This window comes from Veillonella dispar, assembly GCF_937975875.1.
Lineage (GTDB): Bacteria > Bacillota > Negativicutes > Veillonellales > Veillonellaceae > Veillonella > Veillonella dispar_B.
The window spans coordinates 1-20538 of the sequence record NZ_CALJSP010000120.1 but is presented as its reverse complement, the minus strand read 5'-3'; the positions used below and the strand labels follow the sequence as shown (position 1 = coordinate 20538).

Here is a 20538-nt window from a genome sequence, read left to right as displayed (position 1 = left end):
GCAATAGCGCCTACTTCCATTACTGTTTTTGTAATAACCGCACGAGATGTAGCGCCGCTAAGACGTACAAAGTCGATTACAAGAATAGCAAATACTACGGAAGCCAACGCATCCATCGTATTATAGCCGTCCAAGAAACCTTGCAACACAGCTGTAGGTGCATCACCATAAGCTGGTTGTGGCACTGCATAGCCGCCTAGCGGAGTCATAAAGGATTTAATAATTAACAACAGAATTACAAGTAGTAATGCTGGTGTCAAAATATTACCGATACGATTAACAAGCTTTTGTGGACTAATGGATAACCACAAAGAAACACCAAAGAATAATGCCAAGAAAATTGGTTCCATATTCATGCTTAAACCTTCTGTGAAAGGTTTAATTGCAATTTCATAAGCTACAGTACCAGTACGTGGCGTCGCAAACATTGGACCGATACTCAAGTAAAGAGAAATTGTGTACAACAAGCCATAAATCGGATGAACACGGCTCGCAAGTTCTTCAACATCTTTACAGGAGGAGTACCCCATCGCTGCAACACCTAATAGTGGAAGGCCTACACCTGTTAATACGAAGCCGAGCAAAGCCCAACCTACGTTATCACCAGAATGTTGACCTAAGGCCGCTGGGAAGATCAAGTTCCCTGCCCCAAAGAATAGGGCGAATAACATCATGCCTATAGCCCAATAGGCACGGGCAGATAATTTATCATTACCATTCATAAACGTAACCCCCTTCAGGTTATATATAAAAATAATATTACTATTATAATCCTAATGAGGATATGTATGCAATAAAAATATCCTTGTTATGATATATCAGCATAATATTATTCCTATAAGTAAAGGAAATTAAACATCCGCCTTTTTAATGTGAACTTGCACATCATAGAATGTGCTACCCCAACCTTGATCCGTAGGTCTATCTGCTGTAAGTACATTAATACCTACATTAGGATCACTAGATTGTGATTGCCACCACACGCCAAGTGTTACTAATGTACCTCGTTGTACCTCTTCATCATAGTAAGCTCTAATTTTTACGCTACCACGTTGATTATAGATTTCCACTTCGTCGCCATCATTAATGTTATATACCTTTGCATCTTTAGGATTTATGCGTAGTTTCATCAATTCAGGATCATCAAATTCTAACTCACAGAAGCTAGAATCTAAAATGCGAATATCATTGCCGATAACAAGCCAGAACGGTGCATTATCTCCATATGGTGGCAAATAACGAATTAATGGTTCCACATCATGCGGATTATATAATTCAATCTTTCCAGATGGCGTTTTAAAATCTAATTTGTAATTTTCAGGCAATGTCATCTCTACAGGTTCACCTTGTAAGATTACATCTTGATCGACCTCAGATATACGACTAGATGTACGAACAATTTGTTCTATTAGCTCCCGTTCACTAAGGTTAAAGAATTCATCTTGAAGCCCCATTCGTTTAGCTAACTCAGAAATCACTTGCCAATTGGATCTAGATTCACCAACAGGATCGATTAATTTATAGCCAGTTCCGATGGTATAGTGCCCATAAGAGTTATATATATCATCATGTTCTACAGATGTAGTGGCCGGTAAAATAATATCCGCATATTTACATGTGTCGGTAAAGAATCGTTCATGAACAACTGTAAACAAATCATCTCTCATCAAACCGTTTCGTACTACATTTTGATCAGGCGCTGTTATAGCAGGGTTACTAGAGAACACATAAAGGCTATGAACTGCTGTACCTGATGGATTTGTAAGCATTTTACCAAGTTTAATCATAGGCATCAAACGCTTAGCTGGTGCAGCAACATGAGCCTGCTGCATCACTTCTTTGCCAACAAACTTACTGCCGCTGGCACTCGATAGCAAACCACCTCCTAGGTGTTGCCAAGCGCCAACTACAGCAGGTAATGCATTAATGGCACGACAACTCATGGCACCATTTCCATAGCGTGACAATCCACTGCCAAGACGTATAAATGGAGCCTTAGCGTTAGCGTATGCATGAGCAAACTCGGTCATACGCTCTACGGAAACGCCACAAAGCTCAGATGCTTTTTCAGGTGTAAAATCAAGCAACACATCATTTACAAGCTCATCATAACCTTGAACATGTTTCTTAATAAAATCTATATCTGCTAATCCATCTCGATGGATAATATGAAGCATGCCTAATGCTAAAGCACCATCACTGCCAGATTTTACGTAAATATGTTCATGAGCTTGATTAAAGGTATAGGTTTTATGGGTATCTATAATCCAAACACGAGCACCATTCTTTTTGGCCACGTTTACATCATGTAAGATATGAACATCGGTAGCAGTCGCATTAATGCCCCACAAAACAATTAAATCACTATGTTGTGCCTCTTGCGGTTTAATAGCTAATGTATCTCCATAAACAGCGCGGAAACCGGCCTGCTTAGCGGGAGAGCAAATACCACGGTCTTGATCTGTCGCCCCAATACGGCGGAAAAAGTAATCTGCTGCTGGACTTTGAATAACACCCATAGTGCCTGCATAGGAGTAACGTAAGATACTTTCACTACCATAAGTACTAATGGTGTCTTTAAAATTATTAACGATAGTATCTAATGCTTCATCCCAGCTGATACGCACATATTGATCTTCTCCCCCCCCCTTTTTACCAATTCGTTTCATTGGGTACTGTAAACGCAACGGAGAATGAACCACTCGTTCATAATGCGCCATCTTAGGGCATAATGTGCCTCTGGTAAAAGCATGATCTTTGTTACCACGAACAGATACTACTCTATTGTTCTCTACAGATACGATGAGCCCACATGCATCTGGACAGTCATATGGACATACTGATTTGTATTCTTTCAAAATAAGCACCTCGCTTATAAATTATATAAACTATAGGATGTATATTTATATTATATTACAGCATCCTTTGTATAAGTGTAACCTTTAATACATTTTCTAACTTTGTAAAGATTAAGAATACTGCATATATTGCATAACAATGCATTCAGTTATCACAATACGTTAATATACTCATCAATATTTTTTATATATAATACTGAACATTTCAAGTTTTATCGATATTTATCCATTCTCATTCTTACTCAAAGCCTAAACAGATATACTAATAAGCTCTATAAAAATACTGCAAATCTATAAAAAAAATATGCAATCATAACTAAAAGTCATAACCATATAGTTTTAGGTATAATCAGTTGTTTCAGTAACTGCCCTAGGAATATGTGACAAACATCACCGGTACGTATGCGTATTTAGTAATGTGTTTCAGACTGTAAGACTATTCAATCTCACATCTTTCTGTGCTATACTGACATTGTCATTTGAGAGGATATAGAGCTCATAAGAAATCATCTTAATTTCATGATATCTAAATTTGGAGTTACTATATCAGGTACATATTTTCTGAAAAGAGGTTTTAACGATGGCAGACGCAAAAAACACTGTGTTATTCCCTTATGAAACATTGAAAAAATTAAGCATGGACGCTTTCCAAAAATTCGGTTTCTCCGAAAAAGAAGCTGACATCATCCAAGACGTACTTTTGACTTCCGACTTGTTCGGTATTCAAAGCCATGGTATGCAACGTATGGTTCGTTACCACAAAGGTATCACTAATGGCTTGATCAAAATCGACGCAAAACCTGAAATCGTAAAAGAAACTCCAATTTCCGCAGTTATCGACGGTCATGACGGCATGGGCCAATTGTTGGGCCACAAAGCTATGGAAATGGCTATCGAAAAAGCTAAAAAATCCGGTGTTGGTATCGTATCCGTACGTAACTCCAACCACTATGGTATCGCTGGTTACTATGCTAAAATGGCTTCCGACCAAGGCTTAATCGGTTTCTCTTGTACAAACTCCGAAGCAATCATGGTTCCTGTATATGCTCGTAAAGCTATGCTTGGTTCCAACCCTATCGCTTGGACTGTACCTGCTGATCCTGTTGACTTCTTCTTCGATTGCTCCACTACAGTAGTAACTCGTGGTAAACTTGAAATGTACAACAAAATGGGCAAAGCTACTCCAGATGGTTGGGCTGTTAACAAAGACGGCGTTCCTTCCACTGATGCAGCTGAAGTATTGGGCAACATCTCCCGTCATGAAGGCGGCGGTATCCTTCCTTTAGGTGGTGCTACAGAAGTTCTTGGCGGCCACAAAGGTTATGGTAACGGCATGATTGCTGAATTATTCTCCTCCATCTTGTCTCAAGGCGGTACTTCCAACAAATGTATGGTTGGCGGTAAATCCAACATCTGCCACGGCTTCATGGCTATCAACCCTGAATTCTTCGGTGACCCAGCTGAAATCAAAAAACACTTCTCCCAATTCTTACAAGAATTACGTGAAGCTCCTAAAGCTCAAGGTCAAGACCGTATCTACACTCATGGCGAAAAAGAACATGAATCTGTTGCTAAAGTTAAAGCTGAAGGCATCCCTGTACTTAACGGTACAATGCTTGAAGTTCAAGACCTTTGCAATGAATTAGGTTTAGACTTCAAATCCTACTTCGGCGATTATGTACCAGAAGCTCCTGCTACAATGTTCAAAGGTAACTACTAATACCTAAGACCTTACAAAGGCCCTAACGTGGACATGTAGTCAGTAAAGAAGGGGACATAAACACTGTTTATGTCCCCTCTCTTATATTTTTTTAATCTCATTAACCTCAAAAACCATGAGGTTAAAAAATTTTAAGAGATATATTAATTTTTATGATAAGTTTATCTGTTATTTTATTGTAAGCTTTTATTTTAACTGAACTTTTACAACTTAATACAATAGCGATTTACTCATCAATTAAATTGATTAAGCTACATCGTCCTGTTAAGCATATATTTTTATTTTTCTTGAAAGGATGATTTTAGAAATGAGTGCTATCACCGTTCTATTAGCGCTATCTCCAATCATTTGGTTGATCGTAGCGTTATCCATCTTGAAATTACCTGCATGGCAAGCAACAAGTGTTGCTGCAATCGGTTCTTTCATCATCGCTATTACAGCATTCCAATCTGACCCATTCATTATGGTCACTGGTGCCCTTGAAGGTGCCGCTTTGGCAATCTGGCCAATCCTATTAGTTATTACAGCTGCTATCTTCGTTTATAACTTGGTAGTACATACGAAAGCAATGGAAACTATTAAAACAATGCTTTCTTCTGTAACATCTGATACTCGTGTACTTGCATTGTTACTTGCATGGGGCTTTGGTGCCTTCATGGAAGGTATGGCTGGCTTTGGTACTGCCGTTGCAATTCCAGCTGCTATGATGGTTGCAGTAGGTTTTGATCCACTAAAATCTATCATCGCATGTCTCGTTGCTAACTCCGTACCTACAACATTCGGCTCCATCGGTATTCCAACAACTACATTGGCATCCTTAACAAGCCTTGATCCAAGCCATTTAGGTACATTCATTTCCGTACAATTATTCTTACTTAACCTTATCGCACCATTCTTCGTTGTTATGATTATTGGTGGCGGTGTTAAAGCGTTAAAAGGCGTATTCCTTGTTACATTACTTTCCGGTTTAGCATTAGCTGTTCCTGAAACTGTAATCAACGCTGTAATGGGTCCAGAATTATCCGTAATCTCTGCATCTATCGTTATCATGGCAGTTATCATTATCTGTGCAAAAATTATGCCTCCTAATGATCCTGAATACGCAGTTAAACAAACTGGCGAAGTTCCTAAAGTTTCCAGTGGCGAAGGCCTTGTAGCTGCAATGCCATTCATCTTGATCTTCGTATTATTGTTATTAACTTCCAAATTGTTCCCTGCAATTAATGGTCCTCTTGCGTCCATTAAAACATCCGTACCTATTTACCAAGGTCCTGGTGCAAAACCTTACACATTCGTATGGATTGCAACTCCTGGTATCATGATCTTCATCGCTGGTATTGTTGGTGGTTTCATCCAAAAAGCAAAAGCTGGCGAAATCTTCGGTACATTGGGTTCCACAGTTAAAAACTTGAAATTCACATACCTTACAATCATCACAGTTGTTATGACAGCTAAATTGATGACTTACTCTGGTATGACTGCAGATATTGCGAAAGCAATGGTTGCTGGTACAGGTTCCTTGTATCCTCTATTCGCTCCTATCGTAGGTGCGTTGGGTGCCTTCTTGACTGGTTCCGGTACAAACTCCAACGTATTGTTTGGCCCACTTCAAATCGCTGCAGCTCAAGGTTTAGATCCTACAAACTTCGAAGACCTTGGCTTCTGGTTGGCAGCAGTTAACTCCGGTGCAGCTGGTATCGGCAAAATGTTGTCCCCACAATCCATCGCGATTTCTATTGGTGCCGTAGGTCCTGCTTTGAAAGCATACCTAGAAAACCACAAAGAAATTGGTTCTGAAGAAGCTCACAACTTAGAACATGAAATCGAAGCAAGCGTTATCATGAACAGCGCGTTCAAATACTTCTTGATCTTCATCATTATGCATGGTTGTATCTCCTTCTTCGGTCAACATTTCATCCATGAAATTCACCACTTCTTCTTCTAAGATTTGGTAACATAAAAAGAACAGCTCTTAATGAGCTGTTCTTTTTTATTGTTATATATTAGGATATTCCAAGTAGTACAACCTTAAGGAGTTAATCCACATTGTTACACATTATAAGCTCTCAGTCTATTAGTAGACCTCTTGCTCCACTTCCCATTTTGTAAATGTGCCAGTATCTGCATCAATTTCAAAGTCGTATTCATAACCATTGTAATGAATTTCACCTTCATACTCTAAACGACCATGATCATAATCGCGATTGAACTCAGTTATATTAGTAACCGTTGCACCCGGTACACGTGCCAATGCACTTTGCACGGCCTCATCAGAACTAATAGCTTCCACTGAGGACACTACCGTAGTACTCAGGACAGCTACTACAGTCAAAATCAAGGATTTTACCATTTTTTTCATATAATTCTCTCCTACACACATAAACCAAATTGATACTTTTAGATATAAATAATATAACTTATTGTAATCGATGAGAGAAAAGATAGCAAATCATAATTCTTATTAAGAAAAATCTATAGAAATTATCTACTAATCATGTTACAATACATCGTATCAAATAGAAAAAATTAAATGCAGTCTGCGAAGTGCGATTCGCAGGCTTTTATTTTTCCCATTTTAAGATAGGAGGATTATATGAATCAAGAAAATTCTGCTAAGGTTTCCTTTATCTTGGTAGTATTCCTTGGCATGTTAACAGCCATAACACCGCTCGCAACAGATCTTTATTTACCAGCATTGCCGATTATGCCTGGCGAATTAAATACAACCGCATCTAATATTCAAATGACCATTGGTGTTATGACCTTTGGTGTTGCATTAGGCCAATTATTTGGTGGCCCTATTAGCGATACAATGGGTCGTAAATTACCACTCATCGTAGGCAATTTACTATGTGTCATCTCTAGCATCATTTGTGCCTTTGCACCTAACATCGAAATACTTTTACTAGGTAGATTCCTACAAGGTTTAACTGGATCTGTAGGTGTTGTAATTGCCAAGGCTATCGCTCGAGACTTTGCTTCTGGTCAAGAATTGACGAAACTCTTCGCCTTACTTATGATGGTTAACGGCTTAGCTCCAGTACTTGCCCCTCTCATAGGTGGCCAATTGCTCTTATTCACTACATGGCGTGTAATCTTTGTAATTCTAGCAGTATTCTCTGCTATTCTATTAGTAGGCTCACTTCTATTCCGTGAAAGCTTACCAAAAGAAAAACGTGTTACAGGTGGCGTAGGTGTAGCAGTTAAAAATTATCTTACCCTCATCAAAGATAAACCATTCTTAGGTCAAACATTAATCCAATTATTTGCTTTTGGCGGATTTTTTGCATATATATCAGGTTCTTCATTTGTATACCAAAATATTTTTAATCTTTCCGCTCAAGAATTTAGCTATCTGTTCGGCATTAACAGCTGTGGTATTATCTTAGCCAGTGCCATCAGTGGACGCCTTAGTAATGTTATAACATCTAAACAATTACTAACATTCAGCCTATGGCAACTTACAATCGGTTCCTTACTATTCTTAATTGCTATGATTTTCGAATGGTCACTCATCCCTGTAACAACCATCCTATTCTTTACCGTATGTACCGTATCCCTATTCGGCTCCGCCTCATTCTCTATGGCGATGACCAACTACGGGAAAATGGCAGGCAGTGCCTCTGCCATACTCGGCTTTGCAAGCATGTTCGCTGCAGGCATCGTATCTCCACTCGTTGGTATTGGTGGAGATCATACGGGGGTACCCATGGGGATTACAATGCTAGTATGTGCAGTGCTTTCCTTATTGTGCCTATATGGTTTAGTTGAGAAAGAATAGTGCCAGCCGTATTGCAGTAGTTAATACAATGTTATAGCCCTTGTATTTCTCAGTCGTAATGGGGCCCCATTACAATTGAATAAATTTAAGTATAAAAACAGCACCACCTTTTTCTTGCTCAGTACGTCACTACGTTCCGTAAAATCGCTGCGAAAAAGGTGGTGCTATTTTTATTAACATTTTCTATGAAGGCGTCCCATTACGACTTAAGAGCATCAACCAAAGCAATAAACTATATATATTACACATTAAAATATCGACTTGGCACTATTATTTCCCTTCTGAAAATATAAGGCACAATAAAGGAAATCACCTGTCCAACTGATTGTAGGAAAAAGAGATGTGCCATAGCCACATCTCCTACCCATTTCCGTTAGGTGTATTGCTAATTTTTTGTAAATAATGAAGTGAAAAACTCGATGGAGCTATTAGGGATATAATAAATTGGATTACTTACATTTTATAATGGGACATCTTCATAGCGAATGTATATAGAAAAGAATACAGCCCTCTCTGCAGCGATTTTACGGAACGTAGTGACGTACTGAGCCAAGAGAGGGCTGTATTTTTTCTATACTAATAATATGCAGTTGTAATCGGGCCCCATTATAAAATGAAAGCACCTTATCGCTTATTTACAATAGCTCCATCGAGTTACACAACTATTATTGGGGCTAAAATTAGCAATACATCTAACATGGCCCCATTGAAAATATAACGGAGCACTCCTTTATTCAAACATGGTCGATAGTAATAGTTTCAAACGGTTTGCTTGGTTTACTGCACTGGAGCCTGGATCGTAGTCGATGGCAGCAATGCGCACGTCTGGGTAGGCAGCGGATAGTGTTTTTACCATGCCTTTACCTGTTACGTGGTTTGGTAGGCAGCCGAATGGTTGCAAGCATACGATTTGTTTTGCCCCTTTTTCGATGAGGTCGATCATATCGCCTGTGAGGAACCAGCCTTCACCACATTGGTTACCAAGTCCGATGAATTGAGCTGCTTCTTTTGCTACTTCTGTCATACGTTGTAGAGGATCGAAGTGTTTGGACGCCGCTACGGCTTTAGCGTATGGCAAGCGGTAAAGTTCAAGGGCTTCACGAGCCAATGTACCAAAGAAGCCAGATAGCCATGTACCATCAAGGTGTTTAGCACGGTATGTGCTATCCATTGCACAGTACAAGAAGAAGTCTAATAAGCCAGATGTAACGACTTCGCCACCTTCTTTTTCAATGAGTTCATTAATATGGTTGTTAGCGCTCGGATGGAATTTAACATAAATTTCCCCTACGACACCAACGCGAGGTTTTTGTACATCTTTATTAACAGGCAAGTTATCAAAGTCATGAATGATTTCTTTGATGTACTTATTGTATTGACGAAGGCTTGCAGATGTAATGTTTTGCTGTAATTTTTTAATCCAGTAATCACATAATGCATCCGTAGAGCCTGGGTTAGTTTCGTATGGACGTGTAGCCAATACACATTGCATGAGGGCATCACCGTAAACAACGGCTTGGATCATACGATGTAAGAAACCTTTTGTCAATTTGAAGCCTGGTTGACGTTCCATATCGCTCGCATTGAGGGATAAGATTGGTACTTGCTTCATACCAGCATCGATTAAAGCCTTACGCAAGTAACCGATGTAGTTTGTAGCACGACAACCACCACCTGTTTGAGAGATGATAACAGCTGTTTTATTGATATCATATTTACCGGATAGTAAAGCAGACATGAGCTGACCTACAACGATAATCGCTGGGTAACATGCATCATTATTGATGTATTTTAAGCCCACTTCAATATCGTCACGCGTTGGAGCTGGCAACATTTCAAAGTCATAGCCTTCATTTTTGAGGACTGGATCTAAGAGACTAAAATGCAATGGTGACATTTGTGGCACCAAGATTTTATAAGTCTTACGCATTTCCTCTGTAAACACAACGCGATTATAATCGTACGTTGGTAATTGCTCTTCCACCACTTCTGGAGCTTCTGGGTTATGATGACGACGCAAGCTACGTTCCATTACAGATTGCAAGGAACGCAAACGAATCGTTACAGCACCAAGGTTTGTACCTTCATCAATTTTGAGTAAGGTATGAATTTTATGATTTGCTGAAAGTATATCTTTTACTTGATCCGCTACGATAGAGTCGAGGCCACAACCGAAGGAGTTAAGTTCAACGATTTGGAAGCCTTCTGTTCTACTTACGAATTCAGCAGCGCGATATAAACGGCTATGGTAGGACCATTGGTCTACAACACGTAGATGCTTAATTTCATTGCCTAGTGGAGCAACGCCATCTTCTGTAAGAACAGCCATACCAAGAGATGTAATAAGCTCTGGAATACCGTGGTTAATACCAGAGTCCAAATGATATGGACGACCAGCTAATACGATGGTAGGAATTTGCTCTGCTACGAGGCGAGATACAGTTTTCTTCGTCGTTTCACGGTAAGAAGCCTTACAGTTTTCTTGTTCTTCCCAAGCTTTTTCTACAGCATTAGCAATATCTTTCTTCTTGAGGTTCAAGAAATCCAATGCTTTCACAAGGGCAGGAACAAGAGATTTTTTATCAGCCAATGGCAAGAATGGTGCATGGAATGGAGTATCCCCTAACACGTCTTGCATGTTGTTTTTAATAAGTTCTGGATAGGAAATAACCATTGGACAATGGTAATTATTGTCGCGGCTAAATTCCTTAGGGCCATGTTGAATACAAGGATACCAAACAAAGTCTACCTGTGCATTCGCAAGATCGCGAATATGACCATGAACAGCTTTTGCTGGATAGCAAGCTGTATCGGATGGGATAGTATCGATAGCCTTGTTGTATTGGTCCTTCGTTGTGTAATCGGAAAGGATTACTTCATAGCCAAGTGTATTAAAGAATGTAAACCAGAATGGAAAATCCTCATACATATTGAGGACACGAGGAATACCTACGCGCATTTTACCTTCGAACTCTGGAATATTTTTCTTTAAGTAATAGTCGAAGTAACGACGCAATTTAACATCTACTAAGTTAGGAACTGCTTTGCGTTCCTCTTGAATCATACCGCCTGCACCGCGGTCACAACGGTTACCCGTTACGTAAGTACGACCATCAGAGAAAGCATTGATGGTAAGCATACAGTTATTGGAGCAAAGTCCGCAATTACGCATTGTCGTAGATACTTGTAAGGAGTTAAGACCATCACTATCGAGCAAAGTGCTTTTTTCCTTTTGTAACTCTTCTGCCGTTTCAGCTGCAAGAAGGGCCATACCATACGCACCCATCAAGCCAGATACGTCAGGACGAATTACTTCTACGCCCATCAATTTCTCGAAGGCACGCAATACGGATTCATTGTAGAATGTACCGCCTTGTACAACGATATGATCGCCCAATTCTTTAGGATCTTTTACCTTAAGAACCTTGTAAAGGGCATTTTTAATAACAGAGTAAGCAAGGCCTGCTGCGATATCTTGTACCGTAGCACCTTCTTTTTGAGCCTGCTTAACCTTAGAGTTCATAAATACGGTACAACGAGACCCCAAGTCGATTGGCAAGGATGCCAACAAACCTTCCTTCGCGAATTGGTCGATTGGAATGCGTAGACCGGATGCGAATGTATCGATGAAGGAACCACAACCAGAGGAACATGCTTCGTTCAATACGATATCTTCGATATAGCCATCACGAACCTTACAGCATTTCATATCTTGACCGCCGATGTCCAAGATAAAGGAAACATCAGGGCAGAAGTAGCGAGCTGCACGATAGTGAGCCATTGTTTCTACTTCACCAATATCGATACCAAGGGCGCGTTTAAGGAACGCTTCGCCGTAGCCAGTTACACCAGAATGCGCAATATAAGCGCCTTTTGGTAACAGTTCATAAATTTTCTCGATCATTTCACGAGATTTTTCTAATGGTTTACCATGGTTTGGACCATAGTGAGAGAAGATAATTTCCTTATTACTATTGATGAGAACTACCTTAAGTGTAGTAGAACCCGCATCAATACCAAGGTAACAAGGCCCTTGCGCATCTTCAATGTTTGCCTTTGGCGTTACTGCCTTAGCATGACGAGCGCGGAATTCTTCTAATTCTTGTTCATTTTTAAATAGAGGTTCTACACGATCTGTAGCCTCCATAGGAATACCGATGAGGGCACCAATTTCTTTTGTTAATTGGCCAACTGTAATCTCACGACAGTCTTCTTTCATCAAAGCCGCCCCTAAAGCGATGAACAATTCACCATTCTCAGGGATAATGCGATGCGCTTCATCTAGTTCTAAGGTATCGCAGAAGCATTGGCGCAATTCAGACAAGAATGTCAATGGACCGCCAAGGAATGCTACATTACCTTCAATTTTATGACCGCATGCAAGGCCCGCAATTGTTTGGTTTACAATCGCTTGGAATACGGATTTTGCAATATTTTCATGAGATGCGCCTTGGTTTAACAAAGCTTGTACGTCTGTTTTAGCAAATACGCCACAGCGTGCTGCAATTGGATAAATCGTATCAGCATTCATGGCCAATTGGTTAAGACCAGATGCATCAGTTTGCAATAAAGTCGCCATTTGGTCGATGAAAGCACCTGTACCACCTGCACAAGAACCATTCATACGGTGTTCTGCCGTTTGACCTAAATAGGTTACCTTCGCATCTTCACCACCAAGTTCGATGATAACATCAGTTTCTGGATATAATGCTTTTACAGCACGCGTTTCAGCAATAACCTCTTGTACGAATGGAATGCGTACCTTTTCAGCCATCGCCATACCACCAGAACCGGTAATACATACATGAACTTGATCATTTTCATGACCCACTTGAGCCTCTTGGAGCAAGGTATATACTGTATCCAAAATATTCGCATAATGGCGTATGTACTTTTTATACAAATAATTATCGTGTTCGTCTAATAGTACAACTTTAACCGTTGTAGAGCCCACGTCAATACCCATGCGTAGCATGTGTTGCATAAATACCTCTCTTTTCAAAAACCGTATGACCACACAAGATCATACTCATATTGTGAAAGTAGTACATTTACTATGAAGCTCACATAAAATATACTAAGCATCTAATTAAATTAGACGAGGATAGACTTTCACAAAAATATCTAATTTTTTAAATATCCTATACATATTATACAACAAATGTAGATAAAATCTATGTTATTCTATATTCCAATGAGTTATATGGAATATGACTAAATTTGAATAACACCTCTACATCGAGATAGGATGTAAAAATTATTATATCATTCTAAGATGAAAAATATTGTGTTTTTTGCTACATAATGAGTATTAGTAAATTATTTATCAAGTTAGAATCTTTAGATTTTAACTTCATATATAAAAAAGGCGTAACACCAATGGTATTACGCCTTTTTCGTATCTATAGAGTTTGTCATGAGAAGGTATTTCAGATACATATGTTATTAACGATCAATCGATTAGAACGCTGGAATAATAGCCCCTTTGTAGTGTTCTTCGATGAACTTCTTAACTTCTGGAGATTGTAATGCTTTAGCTAATTTTTGGATAGCTGGTTTATTTTCATCACCAGGGTTAACAGAAAGAAGATTTGCATATGGAGAGTCAGCTTTTTCTACGAATAAGCCATCTTTTGTAGGATTAAGACCTGCAGGCAATGCATAGTTAGCATTGATTACTGCTGCATCTAAGTCTTGGATGGAACGAGGAATTTGAGCTGCTTCTAACTCAACAATTTGGATGTTTTTAGGATTGCTAGTCACATCGAATGGTGTATTAGTCAAACCAGTTGGATCTTTCAATGTTACTAGACCAGCACTTTGCAACAAGAGAAGTGCACGAGCACTGTTTGTTGGGTCAGACGGGATAGCTACTTTTGCGCCATTTGGCAAGTCTTTCAAGTCTTTAATTTTTTGAGAGTAGATAGCCAATGGTTCGATGTGAACTGGTGCAAAGCTTACAAAGTTTGTACCATGATCTTTATTGTAGTTATTTTGGTAAGGTACGTTTGCAAAGAAGTTTGCATCTACTTCATGGCTAGATAGAGCCATATTTGGTTGGATGTAGTCTGTAAATTCAACGATTTGTAAGTCTACACCTTCCTTAGCCAAAATAGGTTTAACTTGTTCTAAAATTTCAGCATGAGGTACAGGATTTGCTGCTACCTTTAATACCTCTTTAGAGCCACTAGAGCTCGCATTATTTGTGGAAGAGCCACAACCACTAATCAATAAGGACGCACCTAGTACGGCCGTCGCTGCTAATGCTAACCATTTTTTCATGTAATCCTCCTATCTACGATGAAAACCTACATCTCGGACGAGGACTCATACGTATACAACATTCGTAGACATTATAATAAATCTATTTTTCTTATCTTGTATCTACATTTGATTATTTAATAATTTCGATGTAGTAAGTATAGCAATTTAATTCCTACTCGCATAATAGATTTTATATATGTAATAATATAACTTTAATCTATAGCAAGATAAGAGTAATTACATTTAGCTATGCCAAGTACATAAAAACGGTACTAAGATGATTCCCCGTACTACTAGGTAATATACCTAATAAGTACAATCAAACTTAGTACCGTTATACATATCGCTCTATATAATAAACAATCTAATCAAAATCAAAAAATCAACTTATTGAGTTGACGTTGTTTGCTCCACAGAAATAGTTACAGGTGCTGATAATTTAGCCTCTAACCAAGCTTTTATTCGTTTCAAATCTGCATCAGATATAGTGGATGTAGTATGGATAATCACCATATATCGACTCGCTTTAGGCTGTTCTAGATTATCTATCAAAGGCATGCCTTCCACTTTGCTTACAAACGGGAATAACGCCTTTGCTTCAGCTTCTGTCGTTTTCATAGTATTTATAGTTTCACTTACTAATTGATAAGTCGGCTTGTAGAGATTACTCAAGTTTTTATATGTTCCAAGATTCTCTGAAGATTTATTCAAGTTCGTCTTATCCATAGTAGATTTTTGCTCATCTACGCTATTAACAAAACGTAATGTATAAGGCTGCAAGTATTCATCCTTCTGTAACTTGTCATCCAACTGGGCTCGCTCCTCTGAAGTCACAGGAGCTCCTATAACTACTATGTTTACTAGCTTATTCGTTTGATCCAATGAATAATCAATCACTTGTCGACGTCCCTCTTGATTAATATCATTCTTAATAAACTGCTCCATATGACTTGACTCAGAATACTTGATGGTCATATCATAGCCTGCATAAATACTTGGTATAGCCATAATAAGACCAATCACAAGAAATATTAGCTGATTACGACGAATAAGCTCTTTGTCTTGTTTATGGAATGGCAAACTATATACACCCTTTAAAACAATAAAAGATGCAAAGAAGATGAAGAATGTATTTATAAAGAATAAATAGATAGCCCCAAAGAAATATTGCCAATTCCCAGTAGCAAGTCCATATCCTGCCGTACATAGTGGTGGCATAAGTGCAGTTGCAATCGCAACACCTGGTATAACATTATCTAAGGTCTTGCGCGTTTGCCCAATAATCCCAGCTAACCCACCAAATATAGCAATGAACACATCAAAAATATTCGGTTCTGTACGCGCTAATAGTTCAGATGTAGCCGTCTGAACTGGGGAAATATAAAAATATAAAGCAGATGCCAAAACAGCAATCGTAATCTGTAAGGACAATCTTAAAATACCACTTTTCACAACTGTAAAATTAAGCGTAGCGAAACCAAAGCCAGTTGCTAAAATAGGTCCCATCAACGGCGATATAAGCATAGCACCAATAACAACTGCTGTACTATTCATATTCAACCCAATAGAGGCGATAAAGATGGAGAGGATCAAGATAACCAACGCAGGTCCCTTAATCTTAGCACCACCTATCAACCTTTTAGCGATAGTTGCATCATCAGCGCGCTCAAAATGTATATTAAAGTATTTATTTATTTCCATTCTTCCTCCTTATAATTTCATCAAATCTGCAAAGGTCCCTACGTTTACAAACATATGCTGTGTCGTTTTCAACATTTGAACCATTAAGATAGCTCCTGTCCCTTCCCCCATCGACATATGGGCTTGAAGAGGAACCATGTCTTGTGTAATATCTACCTCTGCTAAAGCTAGCTCTGTGCCTTTTTCTCGAGAGTTATGAGATGGCAATGCATAATCCTTAACACAATCATTCATATGTACCGCACAAGCTGCTGATACAGCTGTAATAAAGCCATCAATGACGAAGGGCTTTTCAAAATCTACACAAGCCAGCATAGCTCCAAGAATAGCAGCAATATCAAAGCCCCCTACATGGGCTACGATTTTACGAACTCTTTCAACTTCACTGTCAGAAACGATACTAGTCTTATGCTTATCTAATACAGCGCGCACAAAATCAATTTTTCGTTTCATCAAATCTGGTTTATTCGGCCAAGAACCGGGTCCTACTGTTTCAGTGGGATCAGCTCCAGTTAAGGCAGACAACACACAAGCAGAAGTCGTCGTATTACCAAGTCCCATTTCACCAAAGGAAAAAAGATTTATCCCTTGCTTTACATAATGTTCAACTCGTTCATAGCCAGCTTGAAAGGCACTATTAAATTCATCCTCAGTCATAGCCGGATGATTTAATATATTCTTTGTCCCCTTTGCGACCTTGCGATCCACTCCGATACCATCATCTGAGGCAATTCCTACGTCCACAACTTCATAAGGAATATTGTTAAAGTTACAAAACTGTGTAGCCGACGAACGACCCAAGAGCATATTACGCGACTGCTTTTGCGTTACCTCATAGTTATAACCTACATAGCCTTCCATATTACAACCATTATCGGCAGAAAATATGATATGCTGAGGTCGAATTTCACCACTAATCTCGCCCCAAGCTGTACAAATCTTTCGGAAATACTCCTCCCACAAGCCTAGACCACCAGGGATCAGGCATTTTGGTTGAAGAAATCTATTTAATTGTTCCTCAATTGGTAATACTGACTTATCTTTCATTCTAATCTCTAGTTTGCACAGAATATGCCAACTAGCCTTCTATTAATTCGATATTTTTCTATATAAAAGTATAACACAAATTATATAATTAGTAATGTGAGGTTTGTACTAGTACTCATATATACGAATTATCCTCTCATCAGGAAATAATCTATGCTTTTTAGCCCTAAACTCTGGATTGTTATTAGAATCAAAATATTCAATCGTATTTCTTAACTGCTCATGAGTAAAAGGACTAGTGCTTGGTTTATATTCAAGCTGATTAAACACAGCATAACGTCCATCGTATGCAACAAATTGTAACCTAGATTTTTTATCTGGATGGTATGAATCTACTAATATTCCAGGTAAGCCATTATTCCATACCGCTGAATAAGTAGTATCATTTGGTTCATAGTACGGTCCCCAAATGCGCCAATATGTTTGTAAAGAATGATAAAAATTATACTCTTTATCTACAAGCACTTTATTTTCTATATCTGTACTATCAGGATGATCTACATCTAAAGGAATTATCTGAATAGAATACCAAATATCTCCTATCTCATACTCTATAAAAATATTGTTATCTAACATATAGAACATCTTCAACTCTGCGCCTTTAGGAATGCGGAATGTCATGCCTTTACGAGTAATTGTATCTGTATATGAATCTATATCATTTAAATTCTTCTTACAAGGAACCTTGCTTCCCACAGGATACGATAAAAGAGTAGTCTTTTTCTCATTATGAATCAACTTATCCGTTGAATGATATAATCTGCCCCGAACTAAACTTAATTCTTGAGCATACGTTTTTTCTTCACGTAAATACCCCTTAGCTATGTCCTCTGACTTCATTCTTTCCAAATGTCTTTGTAAATCAGCTTCAATCTCATCATTAGTTTGTTCACTACTAACGCACTTCTCTTTAGCACTACCAGAAATATCACTTTGAGTAATCTGCTCTTTTGCATGTACTTGTGAAGCCATAAGACTTATCATTAACAGTGCAGCAAGGTATGAATATATTCTTTTCACAATACAACTCCTTAGCTTTATAACAACCACTACAATCAACTTCAATCTCTACTAGTATTGTACCTTTTAATACTTGTAGAATCATCAAAGGGGCTGTAACAAAACAGCCCCTTTGTTCCAAATTTTATATACAAACTCTGCCCAACTCTAATGATACATATCTATATCTACAGTAATCATTCGCGTTCGTTCCGGATTAAACATAAAGTAAATCACTCTTGGCTGGTCATGATCAAAGTTATGGTAAACAACATATACTACATATTTCTCAGCTGATACTCGAGTGCTATAATAAAAATCTTCATTAGGATCATCACCGACACTCTGGCTGCCATCAATTAACCAGGAAAATAATTTCCAGTTTTGTCGTTGAATAGTGATAATCTCATAATAATTCTTTATGTCACTAACCAATACATTTTTATCTTTTGGATATGTAAACGAATTAAGTACTTCAACTGTAGTATCTTTATCCCTGCCATTTATAAACGAATACCAAGCATTAGATTTAACAGTTTCCTCATACCTTGAAATCGTTGCTTTATCACCATCTAATACTAAACAGCTTTGATTCCCTCCCATTCCAATTACTTCAGCAGAAGAAATCACTTTCAAACTCTCAGGTAAAAACTTAGGTGCTTGTAATGGAGACGGAATATACCCCGCCTTAGATGAAGGCCATGTAGAGTGCCACCGTTGAGTATCATAATGGGATATTCCTACAGCAGAAAATACTAAAGTAACAGCTAATGTAGGAAGCATACACAGAAAAAAGATAACATAAAAATATGATAAAAATCTTTTACGTACAGTTTTCTCACTATCAATAACTCTACATTTTCAAGCAATAATACAATCGTGGCGATTAATAAAATCAGATAGTACACCCCAGAATACGAGATATAATCTGAGAAGAAAAATGTTAATACCCAAAGAATTATAAAAAACCATATACTCTTTCTATAAGGATTAGAAAAAAACAATTTCTTTAAGTAAATTAAACACCGTTGCATTTACGATCTCCACAACAATACCTACTCAAATTACTTAGATTGATAAAACACAGCTCGTGTCCCATCATTACTGATCAAAAGTTCCACAAAATGAGGTCTTTTAGTATTCCCATCGTCTACAAACACATATAATCTATGATTTCGAGTAGAATTATATGTATCCTTGACTACTGTTTTTGTTTCTTTTCGAGGTGCAAAGCGTAGCCACTCAATAAAAGTCCGTTCTGGCAAATTGAGGGATTCTTCTTCTATACTCTCTACAATATTATAGCTATTAGGGTGAGATATAAAACGCTTTTTCTCCCCAGTATCTAAATCACGCAATACACCATCCGCATCAATTTGCGCTGTATAGGCTGCATTTTGCTTTGCTATTGCCTCATATTGTGCAATTACTTTAGGGTCCCCCTCAAGTACAGTATATCTCTCTGGATATGCATTAGCCCAAGCTAAACTACTACGAAAAGCAGACGCTCTATAAATACCGTCGGGAAGTTTTCCTGGTCGTTTTAACCCCTCTGGTAGTTCTCCACTATTAGGCCACCCTTGAGTCCAATCCATGGTACTATACTCGAAGGAATCAAATTGCTCAAGGCTTGTTTTTAAGTCGTACCTAAACCAATCGCTTACTAACCAAGAAAAGCTGAGGGTAAAGGCAATATACAAACACCAAGCCAACTGAGTGTGCCTTTTTTCAGATATGGACTGTTTCTTAAAGCGCCTATATTGAAGTAACACACTCAACACTATGGCTATGCCAAAAACAATATATGTAATAGGCGCTATGTTAAATAGCACTACTACAATTACAAACAACACGCATAGTAGAACTGTTAATAGGCCATAAAATCCTTGGAACAAAACTCTCTCCTATTATGACAACACTTAAAACATCTTTTTATACAACGCTTCTATATCTTTACGACTGATTTCAGCTACTGTATTAGCGATATTTCCTGTAGCTACAACGTATACATTATCTACAAGCCATGGAATGTCTTTTTTCGTAAAGCCTAATTCTGTAAGGTTTGTAGTAAGGTCTAGGTCATGTACAATCAAGCGTAATGCTTCGCCTAGTTCAGAGCCATCTCCATGGTTGAATATACGAGCCAAGGCGTCAAATTTATCAGGGTT

General features: G+C 38.4%; 13 protein-coding genes and 1 pseudogene. 3 read left to right on the top strand and 11 right to left on the bottom strand.

The window, feature by feature from the left end; genetic code table 11:
• Together brnQ and Q7P05_RS05705 are read right to left on the bottom strand one after the other, a co-directional pair.
• On the bottom strand, positions 1 to 722 hold a 722-nt coding region (gene brnQ / locus Q7P05_RS05710; RefSeq protein WP_303931002.1), incomplete at its 3' end, for a branched-chain amino acid transport system II carrier protein.
• Positions 723 to 851: 129 nt separating this feature from the next.
• Complete coding sequence (locus Q7P05_RS05705) at positions 852 to 2858, bottom strand: molybdopterin-dependent oxidoreductase (protein WP_303931000.1); 2007 nt, start codon at positions 2856 to 2858, stop codon at positions 852 to 854.
• Positions 2859 to 3438: 580 nt separating this feature from the next.
• Here Q7P05_RS05705 and Q7P05_RS05700 point away from each other — a divergent pair.
• Positions 3439 to 4578 (top strand): Ldh family oxidoreductase, encoded by a 1140-nt coding sequence (locus Q7P05_RS05700; RefSeq protein WP_005379755.1) that lies wholly within the window; start codon positions 3439 to 3441, stop codon positions 4576 to 4578.
• A 307-nt stretch (positions 4579 to 4885) separates the two neighbouring features.
• A complete protein-coding gene (locus tag Q7P05_RS05695; protein WP_295794290.1) occupies positions 4886 to 6523 on the top strand; it encodes an L-lactate permease in 1638 nt (545 codons plus the stop codon).
• Positions 6524 to 6652: 129 nt separating this feature from the next.
• Here Q7P05_RS05695 and Q7P05_RS05690 read toward each other — a convergent pair whose 3' ends face one another.
• Positions 6653 to 6937 carry a PepSY domain-containing protein gene (locus Q7P05_RS05690; protein WP_024065668.1) on the bottom strand — a complete coding sequence of 95 codons (285 nt, stop codon included), beginning with the start codon at positions 6935 to 6937 and terminating at the stop codon, positions 6653 to 6655.
• A gap of 234 nt (positions 6938 to 7171) precedes the next feature.
• Between Q7P05_RS05690 and Q7P05_RS05685 the strand changes: the two genes are divergently transcribed.
• Positions 7172 to 8359 carry a multidrug effflux MFS transporter gene (locus Q7P05_RS05685; RefSeq protein ID WP_303930997.1) on the top strand — a complete coding sequence of 396 codons (1188 nt, stop codon included), beginning with the start codon at positions 7172 to 7174 and terminating at the stop codon, positions 8357 to 8359.
• Positions 8360 to 9089: 730 nt separating this feature from the next.
• On the opposite strand, the gene Q7P05_RS05680 is transcribed toward Q7P05_RS05685, so the two are convergent.
• The 8 genes and pseudogenes from Q7P05_RS05680 to Q7P05_RS05645 all read right to left on the bottom strand — a co-directional run.
• Positions 9090 to 13343, bottom strand: coding sequence for a 2-hydroxyacyl-CoA dehydratase (locus Q7P05_RS05680; RefSeq protein ID WP_303930995.1), 4254 nt, complete (start codon positions 13341 to 13343; stop codon positions 9090 to 9092).
• 476 nt (positions 13344 to 13819) lie between these two features.
• The gene (locus Q7P05_RS05675; protein ID WP_156719207.1) at positions 13820 to 14641 is read right to left on the bottom strand and encodes a MetQ/NlpA family ABC transporter substrate-binding protein; all 822 of its coding nucleotides are present in this window, start codon (positions 14639 to 14641) and stop codon (positions 13820 to 13822) included.
• A gap of 369 nt (positions 14642 to 15010) precedes the next feature.
• Positions 15011 to 16324 (bottom strand): DUF389 domain-containing protein, encoded by a 1314-nt coding sequence (locus Q7P05_RS05670; protein WP_303930993.1) that lies wholly within the window; start codon positions 16322 to 16324, stop codon positions 15011 to 15013.
• Positions 16325 to 16333: 9 nt separating this feature from the next.
• Positions 16334 to 17371 carry a nicotinate-nucleotide--dimethylbenzimidazole phosphoribosyltransferase gene (locus Q7P05_RS05665; protein WP_303930991.1) on the bottom strand — a complete coding sequence of 346 codons (1038 nt, stop codon included), beginning with the start codon at positions 17369 to 17371 and terminating at the stop codon, positions 16334 to 16336.
• Between the two features lie 108 nt (positions 17372 to 17479).
• Positions 17480 to 18391, bottom strand: a complete 912-nt coding sequence (locus Q7P05_RS05660) for a hypothetical protein (RefSeq protein ID WP_303930990.1) — start codon at positions 18389 to 18391, stop codon at positions 17480 to 17482.
• A 147-nt stretch (positions 18392 to 18538) separates the two neighbouring features.
• Positions 18539 to 19153 (bottom strand): hypothetical protein, encoded by a 615-nt coding sequence (locus tag Q7P05_RS05655; RefSeq protein WP_303930988.1) that lies wholly within the window; start codon positions 19151 to 19153, stop codon positions 18539 to 18541.
• 281 nt (positions 19154 to 19434) lie between these two features.
• Positions 19435 to 20082, bottom strand: coding sequence for a hypothetical protein (locus Q7P05_RS05650; RefSeq protein ID WP_303930986.1), 648 nt, complete (start codon positions 20080 to 20082; stop codon positions 19435 to 19437).
• Between the two features lie 207 nt (positions 20083 to 20289).
• A pseudogene (locus Q7P05_RS05645) lies at positions 20290 to 20538 on the bottom strand (alcohol dehydrogenase); the annotation flags it as partial.

Coding starts and splice junctions, on each gene's coding strand:
- Q7P05_RS05700 (WP_005379755.1), top strand. CDS start 3,439: ATGGCAGACGCAAAAAACACTGTGTTATTCCCTTATGAAACATTGAAA.
- Q7P05_RS05695 (WP_295794290.1), top strand. CDS start 4,886: ATGAGTGCTATCACCGTTCTATTAGCGCTATCTCCAATCATTTGGTTG.
- Q7P05_RS05690 (WP_024065668.1), bottom strand. CDS start 6,937: ATGAAAAAAATGGTAAAATCCTTGATTTTGACTGTAGTAGCTGTCCTG.
- Q7P05_RS05685 (WP_303930997.1), top strand. CDS start 7,172: ATGAATCAAGAAAATTCTGCTAAGGTTTCCTTTATCTTGGTAGTATTC.
- Q7P05_RS05680 (WP_303930995.1), bottom strand. CDS start 13,343: ATGCAACACATGCTACGCATGGGTATTGACGTGGGCTCTACAACGGTT.
- Q7P05_RS05675 (WP_156719207.1), bottom strand. CDS start 14,641: ATGAAAAAATGGTTAGCATTAGCAGCGACGGCCGTACTAGGTGCGTCC.
- Q7P05_RS05670 (WP_303930993.1), bottom strand. CDS start 16,324: ATGGAAATAAATAAATACTTTAATATACATTTTGAGCGCGCTGATGAT.
- Q7P05_RS05665 (WP_303930991.1), bottom strand. CDS start 17,371: ATGAAAGATAAGTCAGTATTACCAATTGAGGAACAATTAAATAGATTT.
- Q7P05_RS05655 (WP_303930988.1), bottom strand. CDS start 19,153: ATGCTTCCTACATTAGCTGTTACTTTAGTATTTTCTGCTGTAGGAATA.